Annotated in this window: 13 protein-coding genes; 6 read left to right on the top strand and 7 right to left on the bottom strand. The window is 58.2% G+C overall.

The genetic code is table 11. From position 1 onward, the window contains the following. Nucleotides 1-120: 120 nt before the first annotated feature. Both GIW79_RS22505 and soxR read right to left on the bottom strand, forming a co-directional pair. Entirely contained in the window at nucleotides 121-579 is a 459-nt protein-coding gene (locus tag GIW79_RS22505; RefSeq protein WP_054897881.1) for a VOC family protein, read from the bottom strand. Nucleotides 580-663: 84 nt separating this feature from the next. Next, nucleotides 664-1,113 (bottom strand): redox-sensitive transcriptional activator SoxR, encoded by a 450-nt coding sequence (soxR, locus tag GIW79_RS22500; RefSeq protein ID WP_034127251.1) that lies wholly within the window; start codon nucleotides 1,111-1,113, stop codon nucleotides 664-666. Nucleotides 1,114-1,213: 100 nt separating this feature from the next. Here soxR and GIW79_RS22495 point away from each other — a divergent pair, with 100 nt between their 5' ends. Next, nucleotides 1,214-1,579 carry an antibiotic biosynthesis monooxygenase gene (locus GIW79_RS22495; protein WP_034127271.1) on the top strand — a complete coding sequence of 122 codons (366 nt, stop codon included), beginning with the start codon at nucleotides 1,214-1,216 and terminating at the stop codon, nucleotides 1,577-1,579. Here GIW79_RS22495 and GIW79_RS22490 read toward each other — a convergent pair. Continuing rightward, nucleotides 1,568-2,671: a sigma-54 interaction domain-containing protein gene (locus GIW79_RS22490; RefSeq protein ID WP_236452538.1), complete on the bottom strand. Its 1,104-nt coding sequence runs from the start codon at nucleotides 2,669-2,671 to the stop codon at nucleotides 1,568-1,570. The two genes, GIW79_RS22495 and GIW79_RS22490, sit on opposite strands and share 12 nt — an antisense overlap. Nucleotides 2,672-2,934: 263 nt before the next feature. On the opposite strand from GIW79_RS22490, the gene GIW79_RS22485 reads away from it, so the two are divergent. The 5 genes from GIW79_RS22485 (at nucleotide 2,935) to GIW79_RS22465 (ending at nucleotide 12,294) form a co-directional block, all read left to right on the top strand. After that, nucleotides 2,935-3,204, top strand: a complete 270-nt coding sequence (locus GIW79_RS22485; RefSeq protein ID WP_236452540.1) for a hypothetical protein — start codon at nucleotides 2,935-2,937, stop codon at nucleotides 3,202-3,204. 331 nt (nucleotides 3,205-3,535) lie between these two features. Next, the gene (locus GIW79_RS22480) at nucleotides 3,536-7,666 is read left to right on the top strand and encodes a DUF1592 domain-containing protein (protein WP_236452541.1); all 4,131 of its coding nucleotides are present in this window, start codon (nucleotides 3,536-3,538) and stop codon (nucleotides 7,664-7,666) included. A 2-nt stretch (nucleotides 7,667-7,668) separates the two neighbouring features. Further along, complete coding sequence (locus GIW79_RS22475; protein WP_057978103.1) at nucleotides 7,669-9,039, top strand: DUF1552 domain-containing protein; 1,371 nt, start codon at nucleotides 7,669-7,671, stop codon at nucleotides 9,037-9,039. A gap of 236 nt (nucleotides 9,040-9,275) precedes the next feature. Further along, a complete protein-coding gene (locus GIW79_RS22470; RefSeq protein ID WP_197901163.1) occupies nucleotides 9,276-10,436 on the top strand; it encodes a cysteine desulfurase family protein in 1,161 nt (386 codons plus the stop codon). 49 nt (nucleotides 10,437-10,485) lie between these two features. After that, nucleotides 10,486-12,294, top strand: coding sequence for an aminopeptidase P family protein (locus GIW79_RS22465; protein ID WP_236282747.1), 1,809 nt, complete (start codon nucleotides 10,486-10,488; stop codon nucleotides 12,292-12,294). Nucleotides 12,295-12,332: 38 nt separating this feature from the next. Here the strand turns inward: GIW79_RS22465 and GIW79_RS22460 are convergent, their stop codons facing one another. From GIW79_RS22460 to rhtA, 4 genes are all read right to left on the bottom strand, one after another. After that, entirely contained in the window at nucleotides 12,333-12,923 is a 591-nt protein-coding gene (locus GIW79_RS22460; RefSeq protein ID WP_072448074.1) for a 2-hydroxychromene-2-carboxylate isomerase, read from the bottom strand. Between the two features lie 34 nt (nucleotides 12,924-12,957). Beyond that, nucleotides 12,958-13,689, bottom strand: coding sequence for an SDR family oxidoreductase (locus GIW79_RS22455; RefSeq protein ID WP_057978097.1), 732 nt, complete (start codon nucleotides 13,687-13,689; stop codon nucleotides 12,958-12,960). Nucleotides 13,690-13,787: 98 nt separating this feature from the next. Further along, the gene (locus GIW79_RS22450; RefSeq protein WP_003190182.1) at nucleotides 13,788-14,069 is read right to left on the bottom strand and encodes a hypothetical protein; all 282 of its coding nucleotides are present in this window, start codon (nucleotides 14,067-14,069) and stop codon (nucleotides 13,788-13,790) included. A gap of 163 nt (nucleotides 14,070-14,232) precedes the next feature. Beyond that, on the bottom strand, nucleotides 14,233-15,120 hold the full coding sequence (gene rhtA, locus GIW79_RS22445; RefSeq protein ID WP_034127259.1) for a threonine/homoserine exporter RhtA: 888 nt from the start codon (nucleotides 15,118-15,120) through the stop codon (nucleotides 14,233-14,235). Nucleotides 15,121-15,459: the final 339 nt, after the last annotated feature.

The raw sequence follows: 15,459 nt of genomic DNA, 5'->3' as shown, positions 1-15,459 counted from the left end.
CGTAACCCTGTGGGAGCTGGCTTGCCTGCGATGACATCGACTCGATCCAACGGATGCACCGAGTCGTCTGCACCGCAGGCACGCCAAATCCCACATGGGATGTGTATTGCGTTGCAACTATCAGCCTTGCTTGAACAACTCCATGGCGCGCTGGCGTATCTGCTCCTCGGTGAGGTCTTCCTTGTGTGTGGCCAGGAACCAGAGATGACCGAACGGATCTTTCACGCTCGCAGAGCGGTCGCCATAAAACTGATCCTTTGGCTCGGACACCACGGTGGCGCCGGCATCAACCGCTCGTTGAAATTGTGCATCCACATCTTCCACATACAGATGCAGACCAATGCTGGTGTGCTCATCCGGATTGCGCAGGGCCATTTGATCGCAGGGCGTACCGAGCATCAGCGACGAATCACCAATCCGCAGTTCGGCATGACCCACCCTGCCGTCGGGCATGTCCAGGCGCATGACTTGCGTGGCGCCAAAGGCTTTTTTGTAGAACTCGATGGCCTCGCCCGCTTTGTCGATGCCCATATAAGGTGTGAGGCTGTGATAACCGTCGGGAATAGCTTTAACGTTCATGACATTCTCCCTGAGTCGAGGTATGAACATTTCACTATAGGCCACGTAATGCGTGGCCTGCGGGCAACCGACGAGGTGCTTTTATCAAGGCGGTGTGGTGGGCTCCAGCAGTTGGGCGCCCGGCCCATACTCAGCGAGCTTATCGTCCTGATTGCGCAACGGGCACGCCTCCATCGATAAGCACCCGCAACCGATGCAGCCATTGAGCTTGTCGCGCAGCAGCACCAGTTTGTTGATGCGCTCATCCAGATCTTCACGCCACAACGCCGATAGGCGCTCCCAGTCGTGAACATTGGGTGCGCGCTCATCGGGCAAGGTGCGTAATGCCTCGCCAATGGTAGCCAGCGGAATGCCCAGGCGCTGGGCGATCTTGATCACCACTACGCGCCGCAATACATCCCGTGGATAACGCCGCTGGTTACCTGCATTGCGATTGCTCTTGATCAGCCCTTTTGCCTCGTAGAAGTGCAGGGCAGTAACCGCTACGCCGCTGCGAGCAGCGAGCTGCCCGACGCTGAGTTCCTTATTGAGCATGAACATCTCCCAAACAGTGCTTGACCTCGACTTAAGTAGAGGTTTTACCCTGCGTGGCATCGAATCGCAAGATTCTGCCTACAAAGAGAGGGGAGTGTTCATGCAGGTATCGGAGAAGTGTCGCGGCTTCACTCAATTGATCGAGTTTCAGATCAACCCCCAGCAGCAAGATGCCCTGGTGGCGGCCTTGTCCACTCAAAGCGAACGACTGGCCGAGGGCCACGATGGTTTTCTGAGTGCCAGCGTGCAGGTCAGCGAGGACGGCCGGCGGGTGCTCAATTACTTGCAATGGCAATCGCGCGCAGATGGCGAGGCGGCGTTCAAGTTCTTCGAGCAGCGCGGCGAAGATTTCTGGACGCTGATTCGCGCCCACCAGGCAACGGCGGTGACCTTCGGTTCGTTCCAGGTGCTGCAAAGCTTTGAGCGCAGCCATGACAACGCGCTGCACTGTCGCCTAAATGGATAAATGCAGCATCCGCCCGCCCTGCACGTTTTCGCCAGGTCGACGTTTGTTCACCGCCAGCTCGCCGAGCTTGATCAAGCGCGAGCGCGTGACGTTGCGGCTCAGGCCCAGCAGGTTGGCGGTATGCACCTGGTTGTAATGGCTGAAGCGGTAGGCCGCACGTAAGAGTGCGTCTTCGACCTTTTCATGCAGGGCGCCGGTCTGTTCCTCGAACAGCGTTTGAAACGCCCGCGCCAGCAAGGCTTCGGCGCTGTTACCAATGTGGTGCGGGTTGTCGTCCTGGCGCTCGATACGCATGTTCGACAGGCGCAAATCGTCGCCCCCTATCACGCCTTTGCGGCAGATCAGTAGGGTGTGATGGATGACGTTTTCCAATTCGCGGATGTTGCCTGGCCAGCTGTAGCTCTTGAGCTTGTGCTCGGCCTCACGGCTGATGGTGATGGGGCCGTAGCCCAGGCGCCGACTGTAGACTTCGATAAAGTGCCAGGTCAGCGGCAGGATATCGCCAGGGCGCTCGCGCAGTGGGCTGAGTTCCAGGCCGACCACGCCGAGACGGTAGTAGAGGTCTTCGCGGAAATGCCCGGCGTTGATGGCCTTTTCCAGTTGTACGTTGGTCGCGGCGAGCACGCGCACATCAATCGCAATGCTTTTGCGCGAGCCCAGGCGTACGACTTCACGCTCCTGCAATACCCGCAACAGTTTGACCTGGATTGCTATTGGCAGATCGCCGATCTCATCGAGGAACAAGGTCCCGCCTTCGGCCTCTTCGAACCAGCCAGCCTTGGCACTCAGGGCGCCGGTAAAGGCACCTTTGTCATGGCCGAACAGCTCGGCTTCCACCAGGGATTCGGAGAATGCCCCACAGTTCACCGCCACGAACGGCCGGTTGCGCCGTGCGCTGAGGTTGTGGATATGGCGCGCCACCAGCTCTTTGCCGGTACCGGTTTCGCCGATGATCAACACGCTTGCGTCGCTGGGCGCCACTTGCTGGATGTGGTTGAGCAAGGCCTGGGATTTAGGGTCTTCAAAGACCTGAGCGGTGGCGCGGATCGAGGTCGCGAGTGTGGGGGAGGGCGGTAGAGTCAACAACTGCATGGGCACCTCGTTGAAGGGCTGTCGCCAGGGTGACCGTTGCGTGGCGAACAGTCGGGCTACGTGACGCCATTTATAGAGGGTTGAATTTATTCCGTAAACGAATGCATTTAAATATTTATAGATCGAAAACGAATATATAGGTTGCGCTATCGAACCTGCTGTAACGGTTGATAGCGACTATCACGGGCGTTGATTTTTCATGGCAGGGGGGCGGGAGTAGCCTGTGTTCATTGACTCGAAACCTCCTCAGCAGGACCGCCGCCATGAACCGTCTATTCGCTATTTCGTTATTGTTTGTCATCTCTGTTCTCGCCGGGTGCGCGACTCACCCATCGCCTGAGATGCGCCCTTACACGGCAGAAGAAACCAAACAGTTGGCGTTGGAAGCGTTGAGTCGTCGCGGGTTGTCATTTGATGAATACCAACAGCAGCGTGCTGCCCTGACTGGCCAGCCACAGAAAACCTTTGGCTTTGATCAGCAGGCTGAAATGAACGCACAGCGCGCCGCACAGCGCAGCGGCCGTGCGAGTTGAGAGCCGGGTGACGATAGGTACGTCTTCCAGTTTGACGAGCTGATATCTGTCGGCTAGAACTTAGCCTTAGCAACGCATCACGGCTGCATGATGCAGGCGGATGGTTGAGTCGAGTGTCTGATTTTTCCTGTCTCTTTGGCTTCGTGCCATGTCGTAGTTTCGCTGTGGAATAGCATTGCAAGACATTCCAAATTGAATGTACTTCGGGTTGCGTCAGCCGTTCGGGGCGCGTGACTCCGTGCCGGGTGCTTTCTGACGGGATCGTAAAACTGCGCAGTCTTTCTTCGATAGAAATACGCCTGGCCTGCCATTGAGGCTGGTGATCATGAGGATGTCGATCGGGTGGGGTTTGCTTGTTTCGCGCTGTGGTTGGGGTTTGCCTGGCGTGTTCTTCGCGTTGCTGAGTGTGGAGGTTTCGGCGGCGGCCTTTACGGCACCTGCCTACAAAGCTGGGACCGTCTATGAACAAGGCAATCGGGTGCAGAACAAAAACCAGCAGGACAAAGCCCACGAGTTTGAATGTTGGAAAGACACTGACAAGTCGCCGCACGGGCCGGGCAGTTGGCAATGGTGCAACCAGTCCGATTACAACCCCGGGCAGCCATCCTCTCATGGTGTCGAGATTTGGGGCGATGCCTGGAAGGATCTGGGGGAATGCGGTGGCTTCCAGGGTAACCGTCTGACCCTGAACTTCAGCACGTTAAGCGGCCGGGGGCCGATCAGCCAGCCAACCCCGGGCGTGGCGCGGGCCGATCAGGTAGTCACTGGCGTATTGCGCTGCAAAGCCGAGGAAATCCCGATCAGTGCCAAGTCCGGCGAAACTATTCACCTCGATAACCTGAAGGCCTGCGACTACCAACTGGTGATGAACCCTGCTGGTGGGTTTGTGCCCTTGAACACACCGCGTATCGTTTCCTTCCAGCGAGAGGAGGGCGAAGAACAGGCGGTCACCCTGAAGTATCGGCCACCGGTGCAGGTGGGCAGGCTCAGCGGCCTGCCAGGGGTCAAGATTGAATTGTTTGCCCAGGGGCTGATACAGCCTCGGCAGATGGCGATGGGCAAGGACGTGCTCTATGTGGGCTCCAGTGCGATTCCATCCTACGTCTATGACGGGAAAATCGCCGATATGATCTATGCCTTGCCCCTGGACAATGCCGGCAAACCCACCGGCATCTACGTGATTGCCAGCGGGTTGGAGGAGCCGCACGGGGTTGTGTATCGCGACGGTGATTTGTACTACTCGACCACTGGCGGCCTCTATCGTTTGCGCGATGCCGATGCGCATTACAAGGATCCTTCGCCTGAGCGGGTGTTCAAATTCCCCGCCGACGATGCGCCATTTCCTCTGCCTTCCGTGGCGTCTGGCTCCAGCACGCGCTTCTGGCATATGAAGCACCCTTTGCATTTCAACCCGCTGGACCCCGCCGACACTGGCCTGTACACCGCCGTCGGCATTCCTTGCAACTTGTGCATGATCCCGCCTGACCCGCGTTACGGCACGTTACTGCGTTATGACACCGTGACCGGTAAAGCGCAGATTCTTGCAAAAGGGGTGCGCAACTCTGTGGGGTTCGACTGGAACCCGCAGACCGGTGAAATCTGGTTCACCGACAACAACCGCCAGGGCTACCCCAACCCCGACGAAATCAACCGCATCAGCGGCCCAAACCAGCACTTCGGTGTGCCCTATCTGTTTGGCAAAGGCACGCCGGGTTTCACCGATGAGGAGTTTGGCAACCCGGCGGTGATCCAGCCGCCCTTGGTTCAGGGAGCGATTGTTTCCGATAAGTCCCGGCAGCAGATCGACCCGAAAGACTACGTGCCTGCCGCCTTCGAGCTGGGTACCAACACCGCACCTCTGGGGCTGAAGTTCTGGAGTGGTTACCCGGCTCGCGCACGTTCGCAGAACATGCTGGTTGCCGTGCATGGGGCGGGCACGGCCGAGCGGCCGGGTATGGATGTGCGACTCGTCTCGATCCAGGACGGAACGCGAGTGGTCAATCAGATCCCGTTGATCAATGGGTTTATCCAAGACCCCCTGCGTTTCGATGTGTATTGCCTGGACGACTCCTGCATTGGTCGGCCGGCTGACTTCCTGGTGCTACCGGACAACAGCCTGCTGATCTCCGATGACGTCGCCGGGGTGATTTATCGCGTCAGTTATGACCCAGCAGGGTTGCCGAACACAGAGTTGACCCTGCGGCCGGCGCTCGCACCGGCACCTGAGCTGGAGAATGAGATGATCAGTGGCACGTTGATTGCGCCGGGCGGTAATACCCGCCAGTTCCATGCATCCTTCAACCCTGCTGACAGTTATGCCGCATTGGTGCTCAAGGGTTTGCCCTACGGGACTTACCAGGTTCGGCTCAATGATGTGAAAAACTGGATTCCACAGACGCGCAATACTTCACTTACCTTGTCTGCCGACGACAACAAGCACGTGTTGAACATGCAGTACCGTGAGCGGCCGATCAAGCTGGATATCAACATCACGGTGTTGGCGCCGCCCAAGCCTGCGTCAGTAACGGATTCCACTTGGCATTTCACCCTCAAGCTCAAGGGCTCTACGAGCACCGAGCCCAAAGTGGTGCAGGTGCCTTGGGGCGAAAGTGTCACCGAGCTTCTGGACTATGGGGATTACGAGGTCATCTATCCCTTTTACCCACAGGAACTGCCACAGCCGGAACAGGTAGCGCTGCGTATCAACGAGGACAGCCAGGACGAGCAACTGACACCTATCAGTTACCGTCATGAAGCGAAGTTGGGCGAAACAGTGCTTGCCGAATCCTGCACCAAATGCCACGCGGTGGAGTTTTTCAACAACCTGCGCATGGCGGTGGCGTGGAGCAGTGCTGGCCAGGATGCGTTGGTGCGGCAAATCCAGAGCATGCCGGTGGCCGGGCATTGCGACACCACCTGTGCGACCGAAATCAGCAAGCATTTGTTTGAGGTGGTGTGGGCGCCTTACCTGAGCCCGAACGAGGCTCACGGTCAGCGCCAGTTGCGCTTGCTGACGCGCGATGAATACGCGGCCAGTGTCAAGGACATACTCGGCGTGGAGGTCAATACCCAGAAGCTGCCGGCAGATAAATCCGAGAAAGACTTCAAGTTCCCAGGTGAAGCCAGCGAAGGGCTGCTGCAGGCTGAAGACATCAAGCAGCTGTATGGCATGGCGGTGTCGATCGCCGAGCAGGTGGCACCTCAACGTGTAAAACGCTTCAAATCCACTGCCGGTACCCTTGAGGTCAGTGCCCTGGGTTATCAAGTGTTCCGTCGTCCTTTGAGCCCGTCTGAGTTGTCGCGTTATCAGACGGTGTTGGATGAGCACGGGGAGCGGGCGCTGATCGCTGCGCTGCTGTTGTCGCCCAACTTCCTGTATCGCTCGGAGTTGGGCCAGGCTGTCGCACGGCAGGCCGAGGTCTACAAGCTCACCCCTTATGAGACCGCAACCGCATTGTCCTACACCTATCAAGGCACCACTCCGGACGCGCAACTGCTGGCCAAGGCAGAGCGCAACGAGTTGCAGACAGTGCAGCAAATCAGCGCAGAAATAGACCGAATGATGCGCAGTGAGCGCGGGCTTGAGCAGTTCAATCGGTTCATCAGTTACTACATCAAGACTCAGCGCGGGGTGCAGGAGAAGCCCGGCCTGAGCGCACAGATGATCCAGTTGATGACCCAGGAGCAGGCCCTGTTGACCCGTCACGTGATGCTCGACGGCAAGGGGACGTTGGACGAGCTGTTCAACCCCGGTGTGACGTTCCTCAACAAGGCTCTGGCCGAACACTACGGTATCGGCGGCGTAACCGGTGACACGCTGCACAAAGTCGCCGTGGATGAGAAACGGGGTGGCTTGTTGCACTTGGGGCTTTTTCAGGCCTCTACCTCTGACTATCAGGTCACCTCACTGGTCAAGCGCGGCATTGCCATTCGCGAGCAGCTTTTCTGCCGGGAGTTTGGGGCGCCGGTCGAAGCCGAGCCCACAGAGCCGGCCTACCCTGCGCGTGCGATCAGTACCCGTGAACGCTGGGACCTGATTAATGGTGAGCAGGCTTCGGGAGGGCGTTGCTGGCAGTGTCATCAGTACATGAACGACACCGGCGCATCGATGGAGCATTACGACGCTGCCGGGCGCTATCGCCAGCAGGAGCCTGCCTATAACTACGCGCAGTTCCCTGTGCAGTTGCCGATCAAAGCGTCCGGTCCGTTCATTGGGGTTGATGGCGCGGTGCCTATCGACGATGTGCGAGGTATTTCCAAGCTGATCGCGCACAACTCGGCGTCTCTGTTCTGCATGGCGGATAGCTATTTCCGTTTCGCTTCGGGCAACAAATCCGACGAGTCCACTTCCGCAACGGTCAAGGCATTGGTCGACGGGCTGAAGGGCAATGGCTCATTACCAGGGATGCTGCGCACGCTGGGTACCTCCAACGCGTTCCAATTCAAGACGCAGAGGGATTGATCATGGATATCTTGAAAAGTCGTCGTCGCTTTCTGGCCGGCCTGGCTGCGGTAGGTGTGTTCGGCCCGCTCACCCAGTGTGGCCTGGCGCGTATGGCCTTGGCCGGGCAAAACCAGCAGGCCAAGTTAAAAGTGGTTTTCTTTGTGGTACCTGATGGCCTGGCAGTCGACTCTGCAACCGCCTATTCCAGTGATGGTCGAGGCCTCTGGCATCCCGCTGCCGAAGCTTTGGACACTTCCGACTTCCAGCTCAACGAGGTCAGCCAGGAGCTTGCGGCCTATAAAGACCAGTCCTTGTACCTGCGTGGCACGATTCTGGGCCCTGGCAATGAAGGCCATAACGGCTGGACGTGGGCGTTGCGCGACCGTGAGAAGAAGATGGCGTCGATTGATGTGTTGCTTGGCCGCCATATGCCGGGGACCGATCCGTCCCAGCGGAGTCTTTTTGCCGGACCGCATTCAGGCATTGACGGGACCGCCTGGCAGGTATCCTGGGAAGGGCCGGAAAATGGCGGCGCAATGCGCAGGCCTGAGCAGGACCCGGTGTTGATGTACGAGAAAATCTTTGGCGCGGTCAGTCGTGAGGTGCGCGAGCAGCAGGTGCGAAACATGCATGTATTTGATCCGGTGCTGGCGGATATCAACGAGCTGCGAGGCAGGCTTGCGGGGGCGCAAAAGCAGAAGCTCGATATGCAGCTTGATTCGGTTGAGCAGGTCATGAAAGACATGGAAGAAACTCTGCCACCCATTGGCGAATGTTCGCCTTTGCAGATGGACACGTTGCCGTTCAAATCTGCGGAATTTCGTAACCAGGTACAGCATCACCACCATCAGGTGGTTGCCACAGCGCTGGGGTGTGGCATCACGCGTGTAGCGACAATTCAAGTCGGGCGCTCGGCGGAGTCGCTCAATATCCTGGACGTCAGCAATGTGACCAACCCCCATGACTGCGCCCATCGTTATGCTGGGCTGGACGTATGGAAACGATCCCGGCAGTGGTATACCCAGCGAGCCAAGTTGTTCATGGACGAGTTGGCGAAGCATGCCGATCCCGATGTGCCGGGTGACAGCCTGCTTGAACACACGCTTGTGGTATTCACCAGCGAGATGGCCGATGGTGCCCCGGAGCATACGAAGGATATGCCGCTGGTACTGATGGGCGGGGCCAGCGGGTTGTTGAAGAGCGGCGATGGCGCAGGACGCTATTTCAACATCACGGCCCAGGGTGATCGTCAACAAGAAGGCAACCCGGTCATTGGCAATAAAATGGTCGATATGCAGCGAATCTGGGCCACCATCGCCCGGGCAGCCGGAACCGTTGTGCCCTACAACGGAAACATCGATCCTGTGAGCGGGTTGTTTACTAACGTTTGAGTCGCCTGGCGCTGCACTAAAAGCCGAAAAGTCCGTATGGCGGATTTTTCGGCTTTTTGCATTTGCACCCAATCGCCTTTGAGCCTGTTAAGCTGAAAATCAGGAGCGTTCCTACGCACATTTACATCACGTGATTCTTCTTCAATGGCACTCGATCAGTTAAACCTGACGACCTCTGTTCTGTTCGATGCCCCCGGGACGCCGCTCTCGGGAACACGCTCTGCGAGTTTTACGCCATGAATAAACGTCCGTTGTATTTCGACTATGCCGCCACCACGCCAGTGGATGAGCGAGTTATCCAGGTGATGGTCGAGTGCCTGGGTTTCAATGCCAATTTTGGCAACCCGGCGTCCAGTTCCCATGCATTCGGCCAGGCGGCCCGGCAAACGGTTGAACAGGCGCGACGGCAGGTGGCCGAATTGGTCGGCGCCCAGCCAGAGCAAATTGTCTGGACTTCCGGTGCCACCGAGTCCAACAACCTTGCGATCAAAGGGGTGGCCCAGGCGCGAGGGCTGGCGGGTGGGCATATCATCACCAGCCAGATCGAGCACAAGGCCACACTCGACACCGCGCGGCAGTTGCAGGAAGCCGGCGTGGCTGTGACCTATCTGGTGCCCGATGCCGATGGCTTGATCAGCGTTCAGGCTGTCAGTGAGGCATTGCGTGAGGACACCTTCCTGGTGTCTTTAATGTTGGTCAATAATGAACTGGGCACCCTTAACGACATTCCGGCTATCGGCGCGCGGGTGCGTGAGCAGGGCGCGCTGTTTCACGTGGACGCGGCACAGGGGGCGGGCAAGGTTGCCATTGACCTGGCGCAGTGGTCGGTGGATTTGATGTCTTTTTCCGCCCACAAGCTCTACGGCCCCAAAGGCATCGGCGCGCTGTACGTTGGGCCTCGTGCGCAGCAGAAAGTGTTGGCGCAAATTCATGGCGGCGGCCACGAAGGTGGCTTGCGTTCGGGCACCCTTGCGACGCATCAGATTGCGGGCATGGGCACGGCGTTCGCTCTGGCGGCGGCGTACTTTGCTGAGGAAAAGGCGCAGATCGTGGCCTTGCGTGAGCGTTTGTTGGACCAGTTGGCGTCGATTCCCGGAGTACGCCTCAATGGCAGCTCAACCCAGCGTATTCCCCACACCCTCAGCCTGACGTTCAGTGAAGGCGAATTCAATGCTGCCGCCTTGAGTGCGGGCATTGCCTTTTCGGCGACTTCAGCGTGCAATTCGGCGAGCAATGCACCGTCCCACGTCCTGGTGGCCCTGGGGCATGATGCCCGCAGCGCTGGTCGCACTATTCGCTTGAGCCTGGGCCGGTTCACCACCGAACGGGATATCGACGACGCTGTGCAATTGATCAAGACGGTACAGGCCAGCGCACCAGCGTTCTGGGCTGTCTGATACTTCATTCGCAATACATAACAATTATTAGTGGTTAGCAGGAGACACAATGAGTACGCAGCCTTTGACCCATGGAACGGTTCCCCAGCGCCTGGCGCACACCCGTGAACTGATGCGCCGCGAAGGCATTCATGCCTTGCTGGTGCCATCGGCGGACCCGCATTTGTCCGAATATTTGCCGGGTTACTGGCAAGGGCGCCAGTGGTTGTCCGGTTTTCATGGCTCGGTGGGCACTCTGATCGTCACGGCGGAGTTCGCCGGGGTCTGGGCGGATAGCCGTTATTGGGAACAGGCGACCAAGGAGCTCAAGGGCAGCGGTATCGAGTTGGTGAAGCTGCAACCGGGTCAGCCCGGTCCGCTGGAGTGGCTGGCCGAGCAAACCCCTGAGGGTGGCGTGGTGGCGGTGGACGGTGCGGTCATGGCCGTGGCCTCGGCACGTACCCTGGGTGGCAAGTTGGCCGAGCGTGGCGCGCGTCTGCGTACCGATATCGATGTGCTCGATGAAGTCTGGCAAGACCGCCCGGCGTTGCCGAACCAGCCGATTTATCAGCATCTGCCGCCCCAAGCCACCGTCAGTCGTGGCGAGAAACTGGCCGCCTTGCGTGCCAGTTTGAAAGACAAGGGCGCCGATTGGCATTTCATCGCGACGCTGGATGACATCGCCTGGCTATTCAACCTGCGCGGCGCTGATGTGTCGTTCAATCCGGTGTTTGTGTCCTTTGCCTTGATCAATCAGCAACAGGCCACTTTGTTTGTGGCGTTGGGCAAGGTCGATGCGCAACTGCGGGCGGTGCTTGAGCAGGATGGCGTGACCCTGCGTGGTTACAGCGAGGTGGCGCAAGCGCTGCGAGCGGTACCGGCGGGCGCAAGCTTGCAAGTAGACCCCGCCCGCGTCACCGCCGGCTTGCTGGAAAACCTCGACGCGGGCGTCAAGCTGGTTGAAAGCCTCAACCCCACCACACTGGCCAAATCCCGCAAGAGCCTGGCGGACGCGGAACATATCCGCCAAGCCATGGAGCAGGATGGGGCGGCGCTGTGTGAATTCTTTGCCTGGCTCGATAGCGCCCTGGGCCGTGAACGCATTACCGAACTGACGATTGACGAGCACCTGACCGCTGCGCGTACCCGCCGCCCCGGCTATGTATCGCTGAGTTTCAACACCATTGCCGCTTTCAATGCCAACGGCGCGATGCCGCATTACCACGCCACCGAAGAAGAGCATGCGCTGATCGAAGGTGATGGCTTGCTTTTGATCGACTCCGGCGGCCAGTACCTGGGCGGAACCACGGACATCACGCGGATGGTGCCTGTCGGTACACCGAGTGAGGAGCAGAAACGCGATTGCACGCGAGTGCTCAAGGGCGTGATTGCTCTGTCCCGTGCGCAGTTCCCCAAGGGCATTCTTTCACCGTTGCTGGATGCCATTGCCCGTGCGCCGATCTGGGCAGAAGGCGTCGACTACGGTCACGGCACAGGCCATGGCGTAGGTTATTTCCTCAACGTGCATGAAGGCCCGCAGGTGATTGCCTATCAGGCTGCTGCGGCGCCACAAACGGCGATGCAGCCAGGGATGATCACTTCAATTGAGCCGGGTACTTATCGCCCTGGCCGTTGGGGCGTGCGCATTGAGAACCTGGTGTTGAACCGTGAAGCGGGCAAGACCGAGTTTGGCGAATTTCTCAAGTTCGAAACCCTGACCCTGTGCCCGATTGATACCCGCTGCCTGGAGCCGTCGTTGCTGACGGCGGATGAGCGCGAATGGTTCAACGCGTATCACGCCCAGGTGCGTGAGCGTTTGAGCCCGCTGCTCAAGGGTGCAGCGCTTGAATGGTTGCAGGTGCGCACTGCGGCGATTTGATCGGTTGCGGCCAAGGCATTGCCGGCCGCAATCAACATCTAGCTGAGGGCTTCACGCACAAAGTCCAGACGGTCCTGGCCGAAGAACAGCTGGTTTCCTACAAAGAAACTGGGAGCGCCGAACACGCCGCGTTTAATGGCTTGTTCGGTTTTGTCCTTGAGAGCGTCCTTGACGGCTGCGTCATTGGACAGGGCCAGTACCTGCTCGGGATCGAACCCCTGTTTGGTGAGCACATTGGCCACGACCTCTGGGTCGCCCAGGTGACGGCCTTCCACCCAGAGTGCGCGGAACAGGCAGTCGATGAAGTCGAGGAAACGCTCAGGCTGGTGGATTTGAATGCCGGTGACGGCGCGCATCAGCACCAAGGTATTGATGGGAAAGTGCGGGTTGAACCTGAGCGGCACGTTGTAGCGTTTGGCGTAACGCGCCAGGTCATCGAGCATGTAGCGACCCTTGGCGGGTACCATGATCGGCGAGGCATTGCCCGTGGCCTTGAATACACCGCCCAACAGCATCGGTTGATACACCACCTGTGCGCCCGTTTTGGCGCACAGCGCCGGCAACTGGGTATAGGCCAGGTAAGTGGCGGGGCTGCCGAGATCAAAGAAGAACTCCAGGGTTTTACTCATGGTCTGTACTCACTACTTATTGTTATAGAGGGAGTCACCAGGTTTCGTTCCAGGGACGCAGGTCCAGTTCGAACGTCCAGGCGTCCCGTGGCTGGCGATGCAGGAACCAGTAGTTGTCGGCAATATGGTCCGGGTTGAGGAGGGCGTCCTGATCCTTGAGGGCGTATTTTTGCGGGAAGTTCTCGCGAATGAAGTCGGTATCGATGGCACCGTCGACCACCACATGGGCGACATGGATGTTCATCGGGCCTAACTCCCGCGCCATGCTTTGTGCCAGCGCGCGTATCCCATGCTTGGCGCCAGCGAAGGCGGCAAACCCCGCGCTTCCGCGCAAGCCGGCGGTGGCGCCGGTGAACAGGATAGTGCCGCGGTTACGCATGACCATGCGCTTGGCGACTTCCCGTGCGTTCAGGAAGCCGGAGAAGCACGCCATCTCCCAGATTTTGAAGTACTTGCGTGCGGTTTCTTCCAGAATGCTGCAAGGCACATTGGCGCCGATGTTGAAGACGAACGCTTCAATAGGCCCCAGCTCGGTTTCGATTTGCTCGACCAGTGCGATCACGTCTTCTTCTTTGCGGGCATCACAGGCAAAACCATGGGCTTCACCGCCTGCCAATTGAATGCTTTCTACCAGGGGCTGCAGTTTGTCGGCGCTGCGACGGGTGACGCAGGCGATGTAGCCTTCGCGGGCAAAGCGTTTGGCTATGGCGCCGCCGGTTGCGTCACCGGCACCCACTACTAATACGATTTTCTTGTTGTGCGGCATGGGAACTCCATTGGCTCGATGATCGAGCAGGAGTTTAGCCTTCGTGCCGCAATTGGCCGGAATTTAAGATGAGCAGTCAGGAAAGACTGCTCGGGCAGCTATTTGCAGATGACGATCATACTGCGGCTGGTATAGCCGGCAGGGTTGAGGCCGAAGGGATAGTCCCCAGGCTCCTCGGAGTTGTCGCCGGATTTGGCTATCACCCGGTAGCCCTTGGCACCGCATGAATTGGCTGCACTGGTGTAGCACTGGTCCCAGGAGGAGGACAGGCCCGAACAGTTGATATGCAGCCCTTTTTTACCCCGTTTCACTTCTGTTTTTGTGGTTGCAGCACAGCCAGCGATGCCCACAACCAGCAACAGTATCAAAATTCGTTTCATTCCCATCCTTAATAGCCGCCCTGCAAAATAACAGAGCCGCTTTACTCGCTCTCGAGCGAAGCGTTCATGCTGTCCGTGTCGAAATTCTCCATGAATGACATTCGGTTACGGACTAAACATGGCCTAAATGAGCGGCAAATACCAGAGCTGGCTTTAAAGATGATCAGTCGGCAGGCACCAGTGGTTTGGATTCGTTGCGCATCGTCAACGTGGCGCCTACGGAAGCCAGGATAATGCAGGTGATGGCCAGCCATTGGGCCAGGGATAAGTGCTCATGCAGAAAGAGCAGGCCGGAGAGGGCGCCGAACGCTGGTTCGATGCTCATGAGCGTGCCGAAGGTGCGAGCGGGGAGGCGAGTCAGTGCGACCATCTCCAAGGTGTAGGGCAAGGCGGTGGACAGAATCGCGACGCCAATGGCGATAGGGATCAGGGCGGGCGTCAGCAGCGCGGCGCCCGCATGCACGATGCCGATCGGTGCGACGAACAGGGCGGCAATCATTACGCCGAGTGCGGCGGTCTGAACACCATTGTCGTTCCCAGCCTTTTGGCCGAACAAAATATACAAGGCCCAGCATCCGCCTGCGCCCAGTGCGTACGCCGCGCCGACCCAGTCGATACCGCTACTGGCCTCGCCCGTCGGAATCAACAGCAGCAGGCCGATGATAGCCAGGGCAATCCACAGGAAGTCGACAGCTCGGCGCGAGGCATAGATAGCGACGGCAAGCGGGCCTGTGAATTCGAGTGCTACGGCAATCCCCAGCGGTACGGTGCGAAGGGACATATAGAAGAGGAAGTTCATGCCGCCCAGCGCCATCCCGTAAATGATCACCGTGCGCAAGGACTTGGCTGTCAGCGTGGCGCGCCATGGGCGTAATAGCACCAGCATGATCACACTGGCGAAAATCAAACGCAGAGCAGTCGTGCCTTGTGCGCCAACAATAGGAAACATGCTTTTGGCCAATGACGCGCCGGATTGGATGGACGCCATGGCGATCAATAGCAGGCCGATCGGAAACAATGCGGTTGCCAGGCTGCGAGGTGGAGTGGTCATTGCGGTAGTTCTTCCGAAGTCATGATCGATAAATACGTGGCGCTATGATGCTTGCCTGTCAGTGAATGAGCAATATATTGCTCAAGTACTGACTTGTAGCTATCTATATAGTGGGAATATCGGGTTTTTGAGGTATTTGATAGAAAAACCGAATAATTGTGTTGACGACAGATTCTGGAAGCCTATAATTCGCCCCACTTCCGGCGCAGTCGAAACGGAAAACTCCTTGGTAAACAATGAGTTATGCAGTTTTCGGCAGCAAGTTGCTTCAGTTCATCGAAGCCAAAAGGAAGTTGAAAAAGAGGTGTTGACAGCAGCGTGTAACGCTGTAGAATTCGC

Source organism: Pseudomonas sp. PA-7-1E (assembly GCF_021605325.1).
GTDB lineage: Bacteria > Pseudomonadota > Gammaproteobacteria > Pseudomonadales > Pseudomonadaceae > Aquipseudomonas > Aquipseudomonas fluorescens_BV.
This window is presented reverse-complemented; position numbering and strand designations above follow the sequence as displayed.